The sequence below is a fragment of the uncultured Parvimonas sp. genome (assembly GCF_963524015.1).
Taxonomy (GTDB): Bacteria; Bacillota; Clostridia; order Tissierellales; family Peptoniphilaceae; genus Parvimonas.
In genome coordinates, this window is the sequence record NZ_CAURDT010000006.1 from 40,330 (window position 1) to 63,704 (window position 23,375).

Genomic DNA, 23,375 nt, shown 5'->3' on the forward strand with positions numbered 1-23,375 from the left:
TAAAGCTACATATTATAAATAAAAATAAATTGTTAAGATAAATTAAAGTTAATTGTTATTAAAAAAGGAGAGATATACTTTGTTTGATAAATTAGAACTATTAGTTGAAAAATTTGAGGAACTTGAAAAGAAAATTATAGATCCTGAAATTATGAAAGATATGAATGTTTGGCAAAAACTTGCTAAAGAACATGGCGATATGAAGCCAATTGTTGAAAAATATAGAGAATATTCTAAACATAAAAAAGAACTTGAAGAAAATAAAGAGATGTTAAAGGAAAGCTTGGACGATGAAATGAAAGAACTTGTTAAAGAAGAAATTTCAGAGCTTGAAGATAGTATTGAAAAGGAAGAACAAGATCTTAAAATTTTGTTATTGCCAAAAGACCCTAATGATGAAAAGAATGTATTTATGGAAGTAAGAGCTGGTACAGGTGGAGATGAGGCGGGACTTTTCGCAGAAGATCTTCTTAGAATGTATAGAATGTTCGCAGATAAACAAAAATGGAAAACAGAAATAATGAGTATTTCTGAACAAGGAGTTGGAGGAATTAAAGAAGTTGTTTTCTTAGTTAAAGGTCATGGAGCATATTCAAAATTGAAATATGAAAGTGGCGTTCATAGAGTTCAACGTGTTCCTGCTACAGAATCAAGTGGAAGAATTCATACTTCTGCTGCAACTGTTGCAGTTTTACCAGAAGTTGAAGATGTTGATGTTGTAATAAATCAAAATGACCTTAGAATTGATGTTTATAGAGCTAGTGGTAATGGGGGACAATGTGTAAATACAACTGACTCTGCTGTAAGAATTACTCATATTCCTACAGGAGTTGTTGTTACTTGTCAAGATGAAAAATCACAACTTAAAAATAAAGAAAAGGCAATGAAAATTTTGAAATCAAGACTTTATGAAAAGTATCAAGAAGAACAAAATAAGGATATTGCTGATGCAAGAAAATCGCAAATAGGGTCAGGCGATAGATCTGAAAGAATAAGAACTTATAATTTTCCACAAGGAAGAGTTACAGACCATAGAATAAATATGACTATTTATCAATTGGATAGTTTCTTAAATGGAGATATTTCTGATATGATTGATGCTCTTATCACAAGCGATCAGGCTAAAAAAATGTTAGCAATTGCGGAGTAGATTATGAATTTAAATTTACAAAATAAATTTACTAAATTTGGTGTTTATCTTGTATTATATGTATTTGGGATTTTTGTGTTTTTCAATTTTGTTTTTGCAAAAAAAGAAGATGAAGTTTTAGTTAATACAGTAAAAGAGATTGAAACTAATACAAAGACTTTAAATGCTAATGGAATTGATGTGTCTAAACTTTCAACAAAAGTTAATACTGGTGAAAAGGGAAGCATTTTAACAGAACAAATTGTTATGGAAGGACTTACTAATAGTGAAGATTCAGATATTCAAGAAATTTTAAAAAGTAAGGATAAACTAACTTATCCATATCTAGCTTTACTTTATAGAAATCCATCTGCAAAACTTTTTATAAAAGATAAACTTGAAAATAGAACAGTGGATAATTTTACTGGAGAAAGTGTTGATTTTAAAAGAGATATTCCGTATTATTTACAATGGGATAGACGTTGGGGACAAAAGAAATACACTGATGACAATATTGCCATAAATGGTTGTGGACCAACTTCGATGGCGATGGTTGTTGCGGGGCTTCTAAAAGATAATTCGATAACTCCTGTGGAATTGGCAAAGTATGAAGAATATGCTGAAGGTTCAGGAACAGGTTGGAAATATTTTACAGAAGTTCCAAAAAAATATGGATTAAAAGTTAAAGACTTGGAAACTGATGAAGAAGTTTTTAAAAAGGAGTTGAAAAGTGGAAGACCAATAATTGCAAATGTAGGGCCTGGAGATTTTTCTTCAATAGGACATTATATTGTTTTAGTTAGTGTTGATGAAGATGGTATGTTCATAATAAATGACCCAAATAGTCCTACAAACACAAGTGAAAAGTGGAGTTATGAGAGATTGAAATCTCAGATAAAAAATGCTTGGTCTTTTACCAAAGGAGAATAGTTTTGAATTTTTTAGAAAGAATAATAAATTTTTTAGTTTATTTTTTTAGATCAGAACCTGAAGGGTATGACATTGAAAAATATGGATTTACTCATATTGTATTAATGTTAATTGCTTTTTTGGGTGCAATTTTAATTTATAAATATAGAGATAAATTTAAAAATAGTAATAAAAATATTTTAAAATTTTTAGTTATGGTATTATTATTTCAACAAATTATATTATACACTTGGTATATATTTAGTGGAGCATTTTCAATTGAAACAAGCTTGCCTTTGCATGACTGTAGAGTTGCGAGCCTTTGTTTAATATATGGAGTATTTTTTCATAGTAACAAAATGAAAAGAATTGGGATTTATTTAGGATTTGTTGGTTCAATAGTGGCTTTAATAACACCAGAGTTAGACAGATTTATATTTCCACATTATACTTGGATAAGTTTCTTTGTTGGACATACTTTGTTACTTTGGATAAGTTGTTATATATTCTTTGTAGAAGAAATAGAAATTTCATTTAAAAAATATACAGAAGTTTTTGTTTTTACAAATATCTTGCATATTGCCGTTATTATTTTTAATAGTTTTACTAAATGTAATTATGCATTTTTATCAAAGCCACCAATTTTTACGGATGTGGCAGATAGATTGCATCCCATAACTTATATAGCAATTATGATGTTGGTGTTAAATTTTGGTTTATATCTTGTACATTCATATTTTATGAAATCAAGAGATGGAAAATTTAAAATATCACATAGAAAAATTGAAAATTAGTAATGTTAAGGAAAAAAGTACTGACTTTATAGTTAGTGCTTTTTATTGTGAAATAACAAGGTTTCTGGCACCCACATGATGTGAAGTGTTGCATAATGTAGGGGCTCTTATTGTTAAATAAAATATTTAAGAGTTCTTTTATATTCTTTATTATTTTGTTATAACTTCAATTTGTTTAGAAATATAAAATTAGGTATAAATTGACTTAGGTAAAGAGTGTGTATTTGTGTATAGTTTCTCAGTAAATATCTATGATATAAATTGAATATTCCATTATCATAATAAAAATTTTTCAAATATAAAGGCTGAGTTTTACTCAGCCTTTATCATTAACTATTCAATTAATACACCATTTGAATCGAATATATAATTTATATTGTTGATGTTAAGTATTTTTTCTTGAGCAATACGTCCATCGTCTTCGGCATAATACCATTTTTCACCAACATACACCCATTCATTAGTAGCAATGCGACCACTTTCATTTGCAAAATACCAATTTCCATCAACATACACCCACTCATTAGTAGAGATGCGACCACTTTCGTTTGCAAAATACCAGTTTTCGTTAACGAACACCCATTCATTAGTAGCAATACGACCACTTTCATTTGCAAAATACCAGTTTCTATCAACATATACCCATTCGTTTTGTGAAATTCTTCCATTAGTATTTGCAAAATACCATGTTCCACCTACTAGTATCCATTCATCATTTGCCATTGAGCCATTTGATTTAAGGTAGTACCATTTTCCATTTTCTTCAAACCAACTATCCTTAAGCATGTTTCCATCTTTATCAAATCTAAACCAAACATTGTTTATAAGTTTCCAGCTGTTTTTTACTTTTTCATTGTTATCTGGGATATCTAATCCTGACTTTTCAAATTCTATTACTAAAGGATGAATTCCTAAACTATGAACATCTGTAATTTTTACTATATCTCCAACTTGTTCAAATTTTAATTCTTCTTTTTTATTTCCATTTAGATAATAAACTAAAGAAACTTTTTTACCAACGGGAATTTTTCGTAGAATTTCAAAATCTCCGTATGCTATTTTAGATCTTTCGCAATTTTGTCTTACGTGATTAAGTAGAACTAAATCAAGAACCATTGCATCTTTATCTTTTAATTCAGGATAATCACCTTTATCTAAGTGGTCAGCAACTAAGAATAAATCTTTAAAATCCATACCCTTTATAGTAGTATTACCAGGTTTGCAAGTAATAGAACCATTAGTTCTACCTATAAGTTTATTCTTAACTTTAATAATTTCTGTGCTTCCACAAGATGAATGATCAAAAACATATTTAATTCCTGGAGTACCCCACTCAGTTTTATCTTTTACAACAATAGGGAAGGTATCAATTATAAGATTTTCATTAGTTGGTTTAGCAATATAAGTTACATCTTCCATTAATCTAATCTTTAAATGTCCTGTGTCGTCAGTTGTAGCTTTCGTAGTATGAGTTGAACTTATAAATTGAATTTCTTCATTAACAAGAGCTTTATTATCCTTTACGAACTTAATGTCGATTTCATAAGTTCCATCGTTTTTAACATTAGAAGTATTATTTTGAATGATAAGTTCTTTTAATTCTGCTTTATCTTTAAAAGCAAATGGAAACTTACCTTCTTTTACAGCTTCAAAATGTTTATTATGCATAAAATATTTATTTGAAACTAATTGTAAGAAATATGAATTTTTTTCAAACAATTCAAGAGCTGGTAACTTGCTATTTTCGTCAAGAGTAAATTCACCCTCATATTGTTGTTTACTTGAGTTAAATAGTTTGAATTTTATATCGTTTTTATCTGCCCCTTCTGGTAATTTAACTGAAATAGGTAATGTTTTTACTTTGATTTTACTAATTTCACAAACAGCATTTGAATTATCAGGACAGTTTGGACAAGGTGGATTTACATCATTTCCGTCAAGACCAGGAATATGATTGTCAACACCATCATAACGTTTTAAAAATACAGCTTTGACTTTTCTATTTTCACCTTGAGAAGTATCTCCTTTTGCAACCTTAGGCCAATATAATCCATCTTCGTTATCTTTTTCTATTGTGAACTCTAAAGGCTTTTCTAAATAGTATTCAGAGTCCTTAACGTTCATAGTTATTTTGTATGATTTGCCTATTTTTGCATCAAAATTTAGAAAATTATTTTCATTCTTTCTAATTTGAGCTAAATTAGTTCCAACTTCTTCAATTTTAAAATCAATGGATTTTTTTAGATGTTTTCCACCGTGAATAACATAAAGTCTAATTAAATATGAACCTTGATAGACATTAAGTTTTTCTACTTTTTCTTTTGATTCATTTTCAACAATGTTATCATCATTGATTTTGAATTTAAAACCACTCATCTTATAAGGATGTTCAACCGCTCTAACTATATTTATAGTATATTCAGTATTCTTATAGAGTTGTAATTCAACCTTACCGTTTTTACTTACAAATTCTTTAGTTTCACCGCCACCTATTACAATAAATTTTATATTATCTTCAGTAACAGCTTTATTTGAAGTAGTGTCAAAAACTTCTAAGACTTTTTTAGTAATTTTTTCGTTTTCTGGTTTTTCACCAATCAAATCCGATTTTTTAACTACTACTAATCTTTTTAGAATTTTTTCTGATACTTCTCCAGTTACTTCGTTATATAATTTTGCTACACCATTTTTATCTACTTTGAACCAAATGTAGTTTTCATACCCATTATCTGTTTTTAAAGTATATTTATCTTTATCTGTTGAAATACCTAATTTAAGTCTTGCACCTACTGGAACTTTAATTCCTGATAATTTTCCATTTGAAGTTACATAATCAGACATATCCTTATTTTCTTTATTAAATGTATGAAAGTTGATTCCATCAGGAACCTTTGTTCCATCTGGAAATACAACATCTATATCTTTGATGCTAACAAGTTTATTTTCTTTGTCTGATTGGTCACTATCATTTGATTTCTTTTCAAAAATCAAATTAGTTATTTCAGCTTCATCACCTTTTAAATTAGAAGTTCTAAGTTTCTTTTTAGACTTATCGAACTTTAGAATATTAAGATTGTTTTCATCTTTTTTAATATTAGAAATCTGTAAGTTATTTTCTCCCTCGATTTCAACCGTATAAAGATTATCCATATCTTCAATTACTGAAAAATCAAAAACACCATTAGTACTCTTAATAGAATATTCTTCTTCTCCCCAATAAGCAAAGTCAGGATGTGTTTTTACTTTTAGAGTTATTTCTTTGCTTATTTTCTTTCCAGTAGCCTTATCAATGGCCTCCAAAGTAAAATCAGCAAATTTTACGTCATTAACTGAATTAGTTTTTTCAGCATAAACAGTATTACTAATCATAGTAGCCATAGGATTCAATGCTAAGTTAAAAAGCAAAGAAGTAGCTACACATTTTTTAAAAATGCCTTTTTTTGTTTTCATTTCTTCCTCCATAAAATATTTTTTACAATATAATTGTATAATGAACAAGTTTTTATTGTCAATATGCATTTAAATTTTTAATTTTTCTGGGTTTCATTATTTTACGACTATTTTCTTTTTTTGAGAAATTTAAAAATAAGTATTAAAATAATTGACATTTTTTTGCTGTATATGATTTTTTTGTTAAATAAAAAACCATATATACCCCTATAGATAAATTTTTATTTTATATAGATTTAAAGTTTTTTAATTGTATGGATTTATAACTTTTACAAAATAACTTTATCAAAATAAATCCAACAGAAAAACTTATAAGTGATAAATTTTTAAGATGAATAAATAGTAATTTAATCAGCAGTAAATATACATCGTTAAATAAGATTAAATATTGATTAAAATTTTTTATAGAAGTAAAAAACTTTAAGAATTTATATAATACCAATTATATAATGATATAAAGTCATTAAATTTATACAATATAAAAAATAATGTTAAATTGGAATAACTATTATAAAAAATTAGGTAATATTTTTTGCTTGAATTATGAAAAAATCTCATTTTATGGTATACTATAAGGTGATATTTATATTATAAAGAAGGGGTTTTAATTATGAAAAATTTATATTTGTTATATGGAGGAAAGAGTGCAGAACATGAAATTTCAGTTTTAACTGCAAAGTCCGTTATAAATAATTTAGATAGAAAAAAATATAAGATATTTCCTATTTATGTTGATAAAGGTGGAAGATGGAATTACTTAGGAGAAAATACAAAAAATATTGAAGATGAAAAAGAGCTTATAGTTGAGGGACACGGGAAAGTTGCAGATTCTATTTCAAATTTCTTTGCAAATGACTTTGTAAATGAAAATGCGATTTTCTTCCCTGCGATGCACGGAACATTTTCAGAAGACGGAACTATTCAAGGTTTCTTTGATATAATGGATCTTACATATGTGGGAAATAATGTTTTATCCTCTGCTGTTTGCATGGATAAGGGAACTGCAAATGATGTTTTTGCGGGTAATGGTATTTTACAACCTGAATATTACTTAGTTACAAAGTATGAGTTTGATAAAAATAAAGATTTGCAAATAAAAAATATTCTTGAAAGAATCGGTGAGGTTTCTTTCGTAAAGCCTTGTAATGCTGGCTCAAGTGTTGGAGTTACAAAGGTAACTAAAAAAGAAGAGATTGAACCTGCTCTTATTGAAGCTTTTAAATATGATAATAGAGTTTTAGTTGAAGAGGCTGTTATTGGAGATGAACTTCAAGTTTTAGTAATGGGAAATAATATTTTAAAAGCTAGTTTACCTGGTGGGGTTAAAGTTACTAGAGAATTTTTTGATTATGAAGCAAAATATTTGGACGAAACAACAGACCACATTATACCTTGGGATTTAACTGAAGAAGAAATTAAAGAAATTCAATCAGTAGCAAAGAGAGCTTATGCAGTTACAAATTGTAAGGGCTTTGCTAGAGTTGATATTTTTGTAAGAGATAGCGATAGAAAAATGTTAGTTAATGAAATTAATACAATTCCTGGAATGACTGCTGTATCTATGGCGCCTGCAATGTATATGAAAACTTTTGGAAAGACTTATAGCGACTTTTTAGATGAGTTGATTGAACTTGCTGTTGAGAATAAAAAAGAAAAAGATTCTTTGACTACAAATAGGGGGTAATTATGTTAAAAGCAACTTTGGAGACAATTGCTAAAATAGTAGGTGGAAATTTGGTTACTACAAGTATGAAAGATAATGTTGTAGAGGGAGTTTCTACAGATACTCGTGATATTCAAGTTCACAATTTATTTATTCCGCTTGTAGGAGAAAAGTTTGATGGACATAATTTTGCTTTTGATGCTATTCAAAAGGGAGCAGTTGCTACTTTATGGGATAAAAAGCATCCTACTCCTTATCTTGATGCTGGAATTATTGTTGTTGATGATACATTACAAGCATATCAAAAACTCGCAAGCAGTTATTTAAAAGCGACAGGAGCAAAGGTTATTGGAATAACAGGCTCAAATGGTAAAACAGGTACAAAGGATATTTTAGCTGCAATTTTAAAAGAAAAATATAGAGTTCATAAGACTGCAAAAAATTTTAATAATGATATTGGTGTTCCTAAAACTATTATGGAAATGGACTTAGATGATGAAGCTGTTGTTCTAGAGATGGGAATGGATCGTTTTGGAGATATTAAAACTCTTACAAATATTGCAAAACCTGATATAGCAGTTATCACAAATATTGGTGATAGCCACTTACAAGAACTTAAAACTAAAGAGAATATTGCAAGAGCAAAGTTTGAAATTTTAGAAGGATTAAAGCCTGACGGAATTTTTATTTATAACAATGATGATGATATTTTAAGGGAAGTAATAAAAGAATATACAATTCATCAAAAGATTATAAAAATAGGTACAAGAGAAGATTCTGATGTGATTATAAGACCTATTCGTTCTGATGAAGAGGGAAGTAGTTTTTCAATCGGAGAGTATGCTTATAGCATCCCTTTTATAGGAAAACATCAAATCTACAATGTTTCAGTAGCAATTACAATAGCAGGTCTTATGGGAATGAGTTATGAAGATATTGTAAGAGGTCTATCAAAAGTAAAGCTTACTGGAATGAGAATGGAACTAATGCATTTGTCTAATTTTGATATTCTAAATGACTGTTATAAGTCAAATCCTCAGAGTTTAACTTCCTGTATTGAAACTGTTTATACTATGAAAGGTTATAAAAATAAGATTTTAATTCTTTCTGATATGTTGGAACTTGGAGAGGATGAGAGAAGATTACATTTTTCCATTGGTGAAAAAATAGATAGAGATAAGATTGACTATGTAATATGTATTGGAGATTTAGCTAAGGAAATTTACAATGGTGCAAACAGAAACTTCAATGTAAACAATCTTTTCTATTTTGAAACTAATGGAGAAGTCGTAAATAAAATTAAAGAACTCATTTCAGAAAATACTTTAATTATGGTAAAGGGAAGTAGAGGAATGAAACTAGAAAATATTATTGAAATGTTAAAGGAGATTTAATATGAATAAAGAAAGACTTTTGAATACATTTTTAGATTTAGTAAAGATTTACTCACCTTCAAGAAATGAAATAAATGTTATGAAGTATATAACTAAAAAGTTAGACAAACTTGGGGTTAAATATATTTTGCATGACCATTCTGCAGAATATGGTGGAAACACTCCTGTAATCATTGCAAAACTTGAAAAAAATAGTGATAATGAAAAACTTAAACCAATTTCTCTTTCAGCTCATATGGATGTCGTAGAACCTTCAAAGGATTTAGATGTTTATGTTGAGGATGGACTTGTTAAAACAAGAACAGAAACAACTTTAGGTGGAGATGATAAGGGTGGAGTTGCAATTATTTTAGAAACTTTTGAAAATTTAGTTGAAAATAATTTACCACATAATGATATATTTGCAGTTATAACTCCATCTGAAGAAATCGGACTTTTGGGAGCAAAATCAATTAAATGGGAAGAAATTCCATCTGAATTTATGCCTGCAAAAGATATGCTTGTACTAGATAATGGTGGTGGATCAGATCTTGTAGCTGTTGAAGGACCTTGTATGTATAAGATAAATGTTCATTATGAAGGAGCTTCAGCACATGCTGGAATTGAACCTGAAAAGGGAAGAAGTGCAATTATAGCTATGAGTAATGCTATTTCAAAGATGAAGATAGGAAGAATTAATGACCATACTACTTCAAATATAGGTAGCATAATATCTGAATTTCCTACAAATGTAGTTCCTAAAGATTGTAAAATCAAGATGGAAGTTAGATGCTTAAATGAAATTGAAGCAAAAGAAAATGTTGATAATTATATAGCTATTTTTGAAAAAACTGCAAAAGACTTTGAAGTTAAATGTAATATCGAAGTAAAATACGATTATCCGCCACTAAAACAAATTGATGGAAATAATTTATTAAATAGAGTTTTAGATTCATATAAAAAAGTTGGAATTACAGCCAAACCAATTAAAATCGGTGGCGGTTGTGATGGAAATATTTATTTAAAAAATGGATTCCATTCTGTAATTTTAGGAGTTGGAATGTACAAAATTCATACGATTGAAGAATATTTAGTTATTTCCGATATGGAAAAAACAGCTGAGGCGGTTTTGGAATTCATTACAAAATAGGAGGGAATATGTATAAAGGATATAAATTAATTCAAGAAAAATATATAAAGGATGTAAATTCTGATTGTATTTTACTTGAACATGAAAAAACTGGTGCTAGAGTTTTTTTGATGAAAAATGATGATGGCAATAAAACTTTTAGTATCGGATTTAAAACTATTCCTACAGATAACACAGGAATTTGCCATATAATTGAGCATTGTGTACTATCCGGTTCAAGAAAATTTCAAACAAAAGAACCTTTTATGGATATGGTAAAGATAAGTACAGCTACATTTTTAAATGCTATGACTTTTCCTGATAAGACTGTTTATCCTGTTTCCAGTAGAAATGAAAAAGACTTTAAAAATTTGATGGATGTATATATAGATGCTGTTTTCTATCCTGCGATGAAATCTGATAGAAGGATTTTTATGCAAGAAGGTTGGCATTATGAACTTGAAAATGAAGAAGATGAACTTAATATTAAAGGTGTAGTTTATAACGAAATGAAGGGAGCTTATTCTGTTCCTGAAACAACTCTTTATTATAAAGTAAATAATGCCCTTTGTCCTGATACTGTTTATGCTAAAGAATCAGGGGGAGAACCTTATGAAATTCCAAATTTAACTTATGAAGATTTTTGTGACTTTCATTCAAAATACTATCATCCTTCAAACTCATATATTTATTTATATGGGGATTGTGACATGGAAGAAAGACTTGAATTTTTGGATAGAGAATATCTTTCAAACTTTGAAAAAGAAGAACTTGATAATTTTGAAGGAAGTCAAGTACCTTTTGAAAAACCTAAAAATGTCTTTGATGAATATTCACTTTCAAAAGATGAAGATACTAAAAATAAGACATTCTTAGCTTATGTTTCTTGCTTTGGGGAAAGTGATGGGCTAAAAGATGGAATTATATCAAGATTACTAAATGAAGTTTTGATTGAAATGCAAGGTGCATATTTAAAAGAAGCTCTTCTTAAAGAAAATATATGCGAAGATGTTTCTTCGATTTCTATGGAATCTACAAAATTTTCAAGTTTTGGGGTTTATGTTACAAATTCAGAAAGGGAAAATTTAGATAAATTTAAGGAAGTTGTAGAAAAAACTTTAACAGATGTTGTTAATAAAGGAATTGAAAAAGAAAAACTAATTGCGGTATTGAATAGAACAGAATTTTCTGTAAGAGAACTTTTAAATTCTACAACTGCTGGAATAGAATGTATGTTACATGTTTGTGACAATTGGTTGTATGGTAAAAATCCTATGGAATCTTTAGCTTTTGATGATGCTTTATCAGAAATTAGAGAAGAAATTCTAAATAATAGATTGTTAGAAAGAATTATTGAAGAAAAGATTTTAAATAACAATCATAAGGCATTTATTGTTCTTTCACCGAGTGCTGGACTTAATGACAAAAAAGATTTGGCTCAAAAAGAGTGGTTAAAGAGATATAAAGACTCATTAAATAAAATTCAAGTTGAAAAAATAATTGAAAATACTAAAAATTTAATTAAATATCAACAAACAGAAAGTTCTGATGAACAAAAAGCTACAATTCCAAAATTAAAAATTGAAGATATTGATAAGGAAACTTTAAAAATTCCGAATGACATAGATAAAGTGGAAGATATAACAGTTTTAAAACATGATATTTTTACTTCAGGTATTAACTATGTAGATATTTGTTTTGATTTAAAACATATCTCAAAAGATGAAATAGTATATTTATCATTAATCGAAAATCTATTAAAATCTTTGGATAAAAAATCAATGTCTTACAAAGATTTTACAGTTGAAACATTTTTACGTTGTGGAGGAATTTCAACTACAATTGCAACTTTGACAAATTCAAAAAATAGGGAAAAATTTGTTCCAAAATTTGTTGTAAGTGTAAAATTTTTCTCTGAAAAACTTAAAGAAACTGCAGAGCTTGTAAAAGTCTTATTAAAAGAAACAATTTTTACAGATAAGAATAGAATAAAAGAAGAAGTTTTAGCTATAAAAGGTGAATTGGAACAAGATATTATCGGAGCTGGTCATCTTTACGGAATAAACAGAGCAAAATCATATTATTCAAATAAGGCTTATTATGATGAAAAAGTTAAAGGTATTGATTATTTGAGATTTATTCAGGATTTAGCTGAGAATTTTGATGAAAAAATTGATAATGTGATTGAAAAAATGGAATTTGTTTACAATAGGATGTTTAAGTTAAACGAAACAATTGTAAATATAACAACAACAGAGGATAATTTTGATAATATAGAAAAAGAATTTGTTGGACTTGTAAAAGAGTTTCCTAAAATAGAAGATTCTCCTTATGATTTTACATTTGAAAAAGAGAATTTAAAAGAAGGAATTGCAACATCATCTGATGTAAATTATGTTACTTTTGCGGGGGATATGAAAAAGTACGGTATAGAGTATTCAGGAAGTTTTGCATTGCTTTCTAAAATTTTGAGTACTACTCATATGCATAATAATATCAGAGCGATAGGCGGAGCTTATGGTGCTGGATTTAGTATAACTAGAGATAGTGAAATAATTATGTTCAGCTATAGAGATCCTAATTTAAAATCCACAAAAGAAATTTTTTCAACAGTAGGGGAATTTGTTTCAGAAATGGAACTTTCAGAAGAAGATTTAGAAAGTTTTAAAATTTCAATGGTAAAAGATTTTAATCCATTACTTACACCAAAACATAAAGGTTATACTTCTATGATTATGTATATTACTGGGTCAGATGAAAAAGAATTAGAAATCTATCTAGAGGAGCTTTTAAATGCAAGATTAGAAGATTTAAAAGGACTTTCAGAAATAATAGGTAAAGTATTAGATCAAGATACTTTTGTAGTTGTAGGAAATGCAAATATAATAAAGGAAAATTCTGAAGAATTTAAGAATATTCTGGTTTTAAAAAAATAACCAATAAGTTTTATATTATTATATCACACAAGATAAAAAGCACTGCATATGCAGTGCTTTTTATATAGAAAATCTTTATAAATAGAGCTTTTTGTATAAGAAATTAATATAATAAAATTATTGACTTAAGTAATTATTACAAATATAATTAAATAAAATAGATAGTTAAAATTTAAAAATTATTTTATTAAATGGAGGAATTTTATGAAAAAAAGAAATCTTGTTTTATTATTAGTTTCTGCATTAGTTCTATGTTCTTGTGGAAAAACGGCTAAGAGAGCTGACGACAAAACTACTACAAAAACTGATGATACTAAAGAAAAATTGACTATTGGAAAAGTTGATTTAAATGATCCTGATTTGGAAGAAAAGTGGAAAAAAGAACCAGCTTATGGAAGAAAGATAATTATAAACTTTGATGGTGGACTTTGTGCTTCTACTTTAGGGGTAACTCATGCAAAGGGATATTTTGCAAAACAAGGATTAGAAACTCAAGTTGTTAATAATCCAGAACCTAAAGATGCGATATCAACAGGGAAAATTGATGTTATGGTTGAACATATTTCAACATCACTTATTCCTGCTGTTAATGGTCTAGACATAACTTTTACAAGAGCTGTAAATACAGGATGTAGAACTATGTTTGTTTTGAAAGATTCAGATATTAAGTCAACAAAAGATTTAGAAGGAAAAACTGTTGGAGTTCATGGCGGAATTGGTTCAGGTGATCACAATATAAGTCTTAGATTTTTTGCAAAAGATAATGTAGATCAAACTAAGGTTAAATTTAAACCAGTAGAAAGTGCAGCTTTAATCCAAGCTATGAAAAACGGTGAAATACAAGCTTGTGTATTGTCAGATCAATATGCAAAAGAATTTATTGATAAAGGAATAATTAGAGCAATTCGTTCAATAACTTGGGATGATGATTTTAAAATTGAACCATGCTGTGTACTAATTTTAAATAAAAAGTTTGTTGAAGAAAATCCTATTACTGCTGCAAAGATTACTGAGGCACATAGACAAGCAAGTGAATGGGTAGAAGATCACAAAGAAGAAACAGCTGACATTGTAAAGGCAAATAACTGGGGTTCTGGAGATAGAGATACAGATATTTACTTTTTAAATGCTTATAGCTTTAGAATTTCAGATGAACAAACTGAAAAATCCTTAAATGATATAGTTAGAGATTATAAAAAGTTTGATTTGATAGATAAAAATAAAGAAGCTAAAGATATTTTGAAAGATGTTTGGAAACCAATTAATCAAAAATAAATAGTAATTGTTAATAAAAAAGAGTTGTTTAATTATAACTCTTTTTTATTATATATTATGATATGTTAATAATGTATTATTGATTGAGTAAAACTATTTCATAAAATTTACTAATAAATAGGACTTTTACTATTAAAAATTAATATAAATAAATTGTTGACTTAATTATTTAAGATGTTATAATTTATTTAGTCAAAAATATTTTAAATTATAAAAAAGATTATTACATAAATTAACAAAGTTTTTTGATGATTATTTATATGGAGGGTGTTTATGAATAAGAAAGGAATTAGTTTATTGTTATTATCAGCTATGCTATTTAGTGTTTCAGGATGTGGAAATACTGCAAAGAGGGCTGATAACAGCCAAAGTTCTGAAAAGAAAGAAGAAAAAAATGAAAGTAAGATGACCATCGCGGATGTTGATTTGAATGATCCTGATTTAGAGGAAAAATGGAAAAAAGAGCCACGTTATGGAACAAAAATCATTTTAGGATACAACGGGGGACTTTGTACTTCCGGTTTAGGAATTGCTCATGTTAAGGGATTTTTGGCTAAACAAGGTTTAGAAGGTGAGATTAAAAACTTACAATTATCTGTTGCAGATGCTATTGGTACAGGTAAGTTAGATGCGACTACAGACCATATTTCTACTTCTGTTGTTCCTGCGGTAAACGGAACTAATATGGTATTTACAAGGGGAGCGCATACTGGTTGTAAATCTCTTTTTGTTTTAAAAGATTCAGATATTCAAAAAACAAGTGATCTAATTGGAAAAGAGGTTGCTATTCATGATGGAATTGGAGCATCTGACCATAATATAGCTTTAAGATTTTTATCAAGAGATAAGGTTGACTATTCAAAAGTTAAATTTAAAAATGTAGAAACTGCTGCAACTATTCAATCTATGCAAAATGGAGAAATTCATGCAGCTATGTTTTCAGATCAGTTTGCACAAAAGTTTGTTGATCAAGGAATTATTAGACCGATTCGTTCAATAACTACTGATGATGATTTTAAAATCGAACCTTGCTGTGTACTTATTTTAAATAAAAAATTTGTTGAAGAAAATCCTATAACTGCAGCAAAACTTACGAAGGCTCATAAGGAAGCTAGTGATTGGATTGAAGAAAATAAGAAAGAAGCTGCACAAGTAATTAATCAAAACAATTGGGGTTCAGGAAATGCTGATTCTGACCAAAAATTTTTAGAAACATATAATTTTAAGGTTACTGATGAGAGAACTACTGAATCATTGACAGATGTTTTAAAAGATTATGCAGAATTTAAATTAATAAAACCAGAAGCTAATTCAAAGGAAACTTTAGCGGAAATTTGGAGACCTATGAAAAAATAATTTGGAGTAAATATGAGTATTGATGTAAAAAACTTGACTAAGGAACAGTTAAAGGAAATAGAACAGAAGCCAAAAAGCAATTTAAATAAATTATTTGATAAAATTATTATATTTTTGCCTGTAATAGCTATAGTAATGGCTTTATTAGAATTTTATTATGTTCCTAATTATGGAGAAAATGGAATAACTGATGTTTATGGCATATTTTTGGGAGTACAACTTGCTTTATTTTTAATTTTTGGAATTTTATCATTCTTTATAAAGAGAGTTTATTATAAAATTAGACATATTGCTCCTCTAGCTACATTTGTCTATATTTTGCTTATTTTATATGATTATGCAACCTTAAAGACAAATTCACTTTTACTACCTTATTTTCCTTGGGTAGATAATATTTTAAATGCAATGTTAACTGATAGAGCTTATTTGCTAGATTGTATTAAAAATTCATTGAAGTTATTATTTACTGGTTATTTTTGGGGAGTTTTAATTGGACTTATAACTGGTATTGCTTGTGGTTATAGTAAAATTGTAAGTTATTGGATTTCTCCTTTTATGAAATTATTAGGAGCAATTCCATCTATTACTTGGATTCCTGTAATAATGGTATTCGCAAGTTCTCTTTTCAAAGGTGCTGTAATAGTAATTGCACTTGGAGTTTGGTTTTCAGTAACAATGTCTAGTTATACGGGAATTAAAAATATCGATGTAGCCTATTATGAAGCAGCGAGGACATTGGGTGCTAGTGAAAGACAGTTAATTTTAAATATAGCAATTCCATCCGCACTACCACATATCTTTCAAGGTTTAGTGATGGGTATGAGTACGGCCTGTGTATCATTGTTAGCTGCTGAAATGATAGGAGTTGAATCTGGGCTGGGTTGGTATATAACTTGGCAAAGGGGTTGGGCAAAATTCTCTAATATGTACGGTGCAATAATTATAATTTGTATTATATTTGTTATAGTAAATTTTGCTTTGGGATATATTAGAAAGAAAGTTCTTAAATGGCAAGAAGGAGTGATACAATAATGGAAAAGAGAAAATTAGAATTAAGGAATGTCACAAAGATTTTTCCAAATTTTGATAATAAGGGTATCACCGAAGTTCTTCACGATATAAATTTAACTGTTGAAGAAGGAGAGTTTGTTTGTATAGTAGGACCTTCTGGATGTGGAAAATCTACCCTGTTAAGATTAGTTTCTGGATTAATTCCTGTAACTACTGGGGAGCTTAAGTTAAATGATAAATTAATTGAAGGAACGAATGTTAATAGAGGAATGGTTTTTCAAAAACATACTTTATTTCCTTGGTTGACACTTAGACAAAATGTAGAATTTAGTTTTAGGATGTCAGGGAAATTAAAAGAAAATAAAGAAAAAGTTGATAGATTTATCAAGATGATAGGAATGGAAGAATTTCAAAATTTCTATCCTCATCAACTTTCAGGTGGAATGGCTCAAAGGGTTGCACTCATAAGGACTATGATAACTGAGCCTGAAGTTTTCTTGCTAGATGAACCCTTGGGTGCTTTGGATGCTTTTACAAGAATGAATATTCAGCATGAACTAATAGAAATGTGGAAAAGTAATAAAAATATGATGTTTATGCTTGTAACACATGATGTGGACGAGGCAATTTATCTTGGAACTAGAGTTATTGTTATGGCACCAAGACCTGGAGTTATAAAAGAAGATATAAAGATAGATATGGAATATCCTAGAAATAGAAATAGTGATGAATTTATAGAACATAGAAAGCATATTTTAGATGTTCTTAACTTTACAACTTAATTTAAGTTGATATTTATATTGACGATAGTTTAATTATATAATGTTCCCTATAAGCAAAAGAGATGAGTTTGTCAGCGACTTGTCTTTTTTGCTTATAATAGGTTTTTCTTATGAATAATGATTATTTAATAAGAAAAAACAATTTAACATTTTAAAGCAAATAATATATAATCTAAGTAGTTGCTTTTGTGTATACTTATAAAACTAGAAAGGAGTTAAAATGAAAGAAGAAACAACTAAAATTAAACTTCCTAGCAAATTTGAAGATTTTAATGAAACTAGAAAAAATGGTTTTTTAAAGATGAAAGAATTGAAAGAATCTGGTCAAAAGGTTGCTGGTATATTTTGTACATACACTCCCCAAGAAGTGATTTATGCTGCCGGACTCATTCCGGTTAGCTTATGTGCCACAACTGAAGATTCTATAAAATACGCCGAAAGAGATTTGCCTAAGAATCTTTGCCCACTGATAAAATCAAGTTATGGTTTTGCTGTAAGCGACACTTGCCCATATTTTTATTTTTCTGATATTGTAATTGGAGAAACAACTTGTGACGGAAAGAAAAAAATGTACGAACTTATGGGAGATTTTAAAAATGTTCATGTAATGCAATTACCTCAAAATAATAATGATGAGTTATCATTGAAACTATGGACTAATGAAATTTATAAATTAAAAAGAAAGTTGGAAGAAACTTTTGATGTGGAAATAACTGAAGAAAAACTTTGGGATGCAATAAAGATGGGAAATCAAGAAAGAAAAAATTTAAGAAATTTTTTTGAACTTGGAAAGCTAAATCCCTCACCTTTAAGTGGAGTAACAATGAGTGGGACTCAAGATGCTTTTGGTTTTAATTTTAATAGAGAAGAAAAAAACAAAAGTATTGTTGAAAAAACTAAAGAAGTTTACGAAATGTGGGAAAACGAACTGAAAGGTAAGAAGAGCAAAAGGCCAAGAATTTTAATTACTGGTTGTCCGGTAGGAGGAATTCGTGAAAAAATATTGACTAAAATTGAGGAAGCAGGAGCTGATATTGTAGTTTATGAAAATTGCTCTGGTGTTCGTGAAAAACTTGAACTAATTGATGAAAATATGGATAATCCAATTGACGCGATTGCAAAAAAATATCTTAACTTAAGTTGTTCTGTTATGTCACCTAATGAAAAGAGATTTAGGGACTTGGATATGTTGATAGATGAATATCAAGTAGATGCAGTTATAGAAATAGTACTTCAAGCTTGTCATACATTTGCTGTAGAATCTACAAAAGTTAAAAAGTTTGTAACAGAGAAGAAAGGTAAGCCTTATATGTATATAGAATCTGATTATTCTATGACGGATGTTGGACAGGTTTCAACTAGAATTGAAGCGTTTTTGGAGATGATATAATGAATATAGGAATAGATATAGGATCAACGGCATCAAAAGTTGTTGTTTACGATAAGGATAAAGATGAAATACTTTATAAAATATTGATGCCATCAGGTTGGAATAGTAAAGAAACTTCTGGAGAAATTTACAATAATTTAGTTGAGAATGGATTTGATGTTGATAATTCATTCGTTGTAGCTACTGGATATGGAAGAGTTTCAGTTCCGTATGCAGATAGAGTTGTTACAGAAATTACTACACATTCCAAGGGAGCAATTTATTTGTTGAAAAGGGATTGTGATGTAATTGATATTGGTGGGCAAGATACAAAAATTATAAATATAACAGATGGTTTAGTTAGTGATTTTATAATGAATGATAAATGTTCGGCAGGAACAGGAAAATTTTTGGAGATTATGAGTAATCGATTAGGAGTTACTTTGGATGAAATGTTTGAATTATCCAAAGTAGGAACGCCAATTCCTATAAGTTCAACTTGTACTGTTTTTGCAGAATCTGAAATTATTTCTCTTATGGGACAAGGTAGAGCAAAAGAAGATATAGCGAGTGGTGTTGTTCACTCAATTGCAAATAAGGTTGTTGGTCAAACTAGAAAATTCAGAAATGAAGCGGATTTGTATTTCTTAACGGGTGGCTTTTCGAATAATGCTTATATGGTTGAGCTTTTAGAAAAATTATTAGGTAAAAAAGTTGAAACGCACGAATTAGGAAGATTTGCTGGTGCTTTAGGAGCTGCATTGATGGGGGAATAAAATAAAAAAAGTTCTGTTTTGAGATTTAGCTCATTTTTACAGAACTTTTTTTACTATATAAATTAAACAAAAAAAGAAAGCTTTAAGCTTTCTTTTAAGTTTTACGGTGATTTGGGGGTACACCGCAATTTGGAGAGAGTAACTCATCGAAATTATAATGAGTAATATAGGTTATGTTATTCTTTAAAGTAAAACATCTTTAATGCTAAGCGCTAAAATTTTACTTAACAAAAGTATATCACGCTTTTTAAAATAAGTCAATAGTTTTTATAAATTTTTTTGAAAAAATATTCAAAAAAAATTCTTTTTTAGCTTCTAAATTTTTACCTCATTTTATAATAAAAGGTATAGTAAAAGCTTTAGAGCTTAAAATTTTTGTCTTTTAATTAAAATTGTGGTAAAATAACTAAAAGTATACTATGGATTTATATAATATAAAGGAGATTTTATGAAAAGGAAATCTTATGCAAAAATAAATTTAACTTTAGATGTAATTGAAAAAAGAGAAGATGGATATCATAATATAGATGGAATTATGCAAATGATAGATTTATATGATGAAGTTGAAGTTAAAATATCTGATAAATTTGAAATTACCTCAAATTCTAAAGAAATTCCTTTAGATGAGAAAAATTTGGTTTATAAAGTTTATTATGTTATGAAAGAAAAATATAAATTTAATGAAAATTTCTCAATACATATTGATAAAAATATACCAGTTTCTGCGGGAATTGGAGGAGGAAGTAGCAATTCTGCAGTTGTAATTGAGATGATTAATGAACTTTTAGGACTTAAAATGAGTTTAGAAGATCGAAAACAGATAGGAAGAAAAGTAGGAGCTGATATTCCATATTTGCTCGTTGGTAAAACTGCTAGAACTAGGGGAATAGGTGATGAACTTGAAATTCTTGAAACTTTACCGACCACAGATATTCTTATTGTAAATAATGGAGTTGAAATTTCAACGCCTTATGTTTATTCGAAAATAGTTCCAAGTGGTAATAGTGAAAGAGTAGATAAACTCATAAGTACATATAAAAATAGAAAATATGATGAATTTTTTAGTAATTTATATAATGTAATGGAAGAAGTGTCAATTTCATATTGTCCTGAAATTAAAAATATCAAAGATAAAATGTATGAATTTAATTGTGTTAAATCTCTTATGAGTGGATCAGGACCAACTGTTTTCGGGATATTTAATAATAAAGATATAAATGATGCTTATGAGTTTTTTAAAAAAGTGTATAAAAATACTTATAAAGTAAAGACAATGGAGAGATAGAATGGATAATAGAGCGATAGGAGTTTTTGATTCTGGAATTGGTGGACTTACCGTTGTAAAAGAATTGATGAAAGTTCTTCCAAATGAAAAAATAGTATATTTTGGAGATACAGCTAGAGTTCCTTATGGCAATAGAAGTGAAGAGGCAATTAAAAGATTTTCTGAAGAATGTATAGAATTTTTGAACAAAAAGGATATAAAGGCTCTAATTATAGCTTGTAATACAGTTTCAGCAGTTGCGCTTGAAATGCTTAAAGAAAAGTTTGATATGTATATACTAGGAGTAATTGTTCCCGGAAGTAGAATGGCAAGTGCTGTAACAAAAAACAAAAAAATTGGTGTAATTGGAACTAATGCCACAGTTTTAAGTGGAGCTTACGAAAAAAATATAAAAAAAGAAAATCTAGAAAATGCAGTCTATTCAAAGGCTTGTCCTTTATTTGTACCAATTGTTGAAGATGGTTTATCAGATTCGAAAATAGCATTGGATATGACTGAATTTTATTTGGATGAATTGATATCTCAAGATGTGGATACTATAGTTATGGGTTGTACTCATTATCCTATATTAGAAAATACAATAAAATTGATAGTTGGTGAAAATATAAATTTGGTAAACCCTGCAAAAGAAACAGTAGTAGAAATGAAAAGATATTTAGAAAAAAATAATCTATTAAATGAAGAGTTGAAAAACAATAATAATATATTTTATATAACGGATGATGAAAATAAATTTAGAAAAAATTTACTTGATTTTATAAATATTAAAAATCCGAATATTAAAAAAGTAGATTTAAAATAAATGAATAAAAATAAGAACTACAACTTTCTAGGATGCTTCACATCGGTGGGTTGCCTGGAACCTTGTTGTTTTACAAAAAAAGCCATTTAGAAACATTCTAAATGGCTTATCTACTATTTAAAATAAATTTTCAAATTAACTATTTGCTTTTGAAAAATAAGATGTTAGGCCAAACTATAGCATTTGTAACTTCACTAGCTTTATAATATCTGTCTTTTCCAACAAGTTGACCATTTTTATATTTTCTAGATCCTGAGTCAGGGTCATATACTTCAAAATAAAGTTCATTATTTATATATTTATATCCCTTAACAATAAAAGTATGACGAACAACTTGTGGATCGTTATGGCTCTTTCCGATAGTTGAAGGATTATTACGAGCTCCGGATATTTTAGTCATATCTGCAAAAAACATTCCAATATAACCATCCTTAACATATTTTCTTATTGGCATATCACTCATATTTCCACGTTTAAAATTATATGTTACATATTTAATATTTCTCTTTTTTAATGCATCTAACATTATATCAGGGATCCATCCTTTACCATCTGCTAGATATTCATTTCTAAGAGATTCTCCAGTATCATTACTATTTGGGTCTAAAAATTTTAAAATCATAGCGGTACAAGTAGGAACACAATTATCCATGTGATATTTTCCTGTTACATTTTGATCCATATACCAGTCATAATCTTTGTTATTGGAAACAGTTACACCTTGAGCTGCTTCTTCTTCTCTAATCTTCTTTTCATTTTCTATTTCTTGTTCATATTGTTTTACTTTGTTTTTCTTTTGTTCTTCAATTTCTTTTTGCTTTTTTGCTTTATCTTCTAGCTCTTTTTCTTGCTTTTCTAAATCTTTCGCAATTCTTTCTGCTTCTTGATTAGTCTTTTTGATATTTTGATTTACGCTTTTATTTGAACAAGCTGAAGTTGAAATTGTAATAACTAAAGCTAAAGATAGTAACCTAATAAATTTTTTCATAATATCCTCCTAAATTAAATATTATTGTAAATTTAATTACAGAGTTATTATACCACAATTTTGTTATGTATAAAAATAATTACATTAATTTATAAAAATATAAGATTTTATACAAAAAACATTAAAAAAAACTATTGACAAGCACTCTAATAACTGATATAATAAAGACCCAGTGAAAACTGGGTCACTTTTTTTGTGAAAATTTAATAAAAAATTTTTTAAAAAAGTGTTGACAACCAAAAAATGTTGTTGTATAATATAATGGTTGTTGTGAAACATTAAAAATTTCATATAGTGATAAAAACTTTGAGAGTACAAAGAAAAACAATAATTTAGGTGTAAAAAAGT

At 28.2% G+C, this 23,375-nt stretch carries 17 protein-coding genes; 15 read left to right on the top strand and 2 right to left on the bottom strand.

Annotated features, from left to right (window positions below):
- Positions 1-79: 79 nt before the first annotated feature.
- The 3 genes from prfA to RWJ08_RS06440 are packed head-to-tail and all read left to right on the top strand — an operon-like array spanning position 80 to position 2,832.
- Positions 80-1,150: a peptide chain release factor 1 gene (prfA, locus tag RWJ08_RS06430; protein ID WP_009354571.1), complete on the top strand. Its 1,071-nt coding sequence runs from the start codon at positions 80-82 to the stop codon at positions 1,148-1,150.
- A gap of 3 nt (positions 1,151-1,153) precedes the next feature.
- Entirely contained in the window at positions 1,154-2,059 is a 906-nt protein-coding gene (locus RWJ08_RS06435; protein ID WP_313961481.1) for a C39 family peptidase, read from the top strand.
- Positions 2,060-2,061: 2 nt separating this feature from the next.
- A complete protein-coding gene (locus tag RWJ08_RS06440; RefSeq protein ID WP_313961482.1) occupies positions 2,062-2,832 on the top strand; it encodes a TIGR02206 family membrane protein in 771 nt (256 codons plus the stop codon).
- A gap of 333 nt (positions 2,833-3,165) precedes the next feature.
- On the opposite strand, the gene RWJ08_RS06445 is transcribed toward RWJ08_RS06440, so the two are convergent.
- On the bottom strand, positions 3,166-6,282 hold the full coding sequence (locus tag RWJ08_RS06445; RefSeq protein WP_313961483.1) for a hypothetical protein: 3,117 nt from the start codon (positions 6,280-6,282) through the stop codon (positions 3,166-3,168).
- A gap of 610 nt (positions 6,283-6,892) precedes the next feature.
- On the opposite strand from RWJ08_RS06445, the gene RWJ08_RS06450 reads away from it, so the two are divergent.
- The 12 genes from RWJ08_RS06450 to murI all read left to right on the top strand — a co-directional run bounded on the left by RWJ08_RS06450 (position 6,893) and on the right by murI (position 22,039).
- Positions 6,893-7,966 (top strand): D-alanine--D-alanine ligase family protein, encoded by a 1,074-nt coding sequence (locus RWJ08_RS06450; protein WP_313961484.1) that lies wholly within the window; start codon positions 6,893-6,895, stop codon positions 7,964-7,966.
- A gap of 2 nt (positions 7,967-7,968) precedes the next feature.
- The gene (gene murF / locus RWJ08_RS06455) at positions 7,969-9,339 is read left to right on the top strand and encodes a UDP-N-acetylmuramoyl-tripeptide--D-alanyl-D-alanine ligase (protein WP_313961485.1); all 1,371 of its coding nucleotides are present in this window, start codon (positions 7,969-7,971) and stop codon (positions 9,337-9,339) included.
- A gap of 1 nt (position 9,340) precedes the next feature.
- Entirely contained in the window at positions 9,341-10,468 is a 1,128-nt protein-coding gene (locus RWJ08_RS06460) for a M20/M25/M40 family metallo-hydrolase (RefSeq protein WP_313961486.1), read from the top strand.
- Between the two features lie 8 nt (positions 10,469-10,476).
- Positions 10,477-13,383, top strand: a complete 2,907-nt coding sequence (locus RWJ08_RS06465) for an insulinase family protein (protein WP_313961487.1) — start codon at positions 10,477-10,479, stop codon at positions 13,381-13,383.
- Positions 13,384-13,587: 204 nt separating this feature from the next.
- On the top strand, positions 13,588-14,658 hold the full coding sequence (locus tag RWJ08_RS06470) for an ABC transporter substrate-binding protein (protein WP_313961488.1): 1,071 nt from the start codon (positions 13,588-13,590) through the stop codon (positions 14,656-14,658).
- A gap of 273 nt (positions 14,659-14,931) precedes the next feature.
- A complete protein-coding gene (locus RWJ08_RS06475; protein ID WP_313961489.1) occupies positions 14,932-16,014 on the top strand; it encodes an ABC transporter substrate-binding protein in 1,083 nt (360 codons plus the stop codon).
- Between the two features lie 12 nt (positions 16,015-16,026).
- Positions 16,027-17,046, top strand: coding sequence for an ABC transporter permease subunit (locus tag RWJ08_RS06480; RefSeq protein WP_313961490.1), 1,020 nt, complete (start codon positions 16,027-16,029; stop codon positions 17,044-17,046).
- Positions 17,046-17,807, top strand: a complete 762-nt coding sequence (locus RWJ08_RS06485; RefSeq protein WP_313961491.1) for an ABC transporter ATP-binding protein — start codon at positions 17,046-17,048, stop codon at positions 17,805-17,807. The genes RWJ08_RS06480 and RWJ08_RS06485 overlap by 1 nt, the downstream gene beginning before the upstream one ends.
- Positions 17,808-18,027: 220 nt before the next feature.
- Positions 18,028-19,197 carry a double-cubane-cluster-containing anaerobic reductase gene (locus RWJ08_RS06490; RefSeq protein WP_313961492.1) on the top strand — a complete coding sequence of 390 codons (1,170 nt, stop codon included), beginning with the start codon at positions 18,028-18,030 and terminating at the stop codon, positions 19,195-19,197.
- Positions 19,197-19,952 carry an acyl-CoA dehydratase activase gene (locus tag RWJ08_RS06495; RefSeq protein WP_293440928.1) on the top strand — a complete coding sequence of 252 codons (756 nt, stop codon included), beginning with the start codon at positions 19,197-19,199 and terminating at the stop codon, positions 19,950-19,952. The genes RWJ08_RS06490 and RWJ08_RS06495 overlap by 1 nt, the downstream gene beginning before the upstream one ends.
- Positions 19,953-20,400: 448 nt before the next feature.
- Positions 20,401-21,237, top strand: coding sequence for a 4-(cytidine 5'-diphospho)-2-C-methyl-D-erythritol kinase (gene ispE, locus RWJ08_RS06500; protein WP_313961493.1), 837 nt, complete (start codon positions 20,401-20,403; stop codon positions 21,235-21,237).
- Position 21,238: 1 nt separating this feature from the next.
- The gene (murI, locus tag RWJ08_RS06505) at positions 21,239-22,039 is read left to right on the top strand and encodes a glutamate racemase (RefSeq protein ID WP_313961494.1); all 801 of its coding nucleotides are present in this window, start codon (positions 21,239-21,241) and stop codon (positions 22,037-22,039) included.
- Between the two features lie 139 nt (positions 22,040-22,178).
- On the opposite strand, the gene RWJ08_RS06510 is transcribed toward murI, so the two are convergent.
- On the bottom strand, positions 22,179-23,027 hold the full coding sequence (locus RWJ08_RS06510) for a lipoprotein (RefSeq protein WP_009354756.1): 849 nt from the start codon (positions 23,025-23,027) through the stop codon (positions 22,179-22,181).
- Positions 23,028-23,375: the final 348 nt, after the last annotated feature.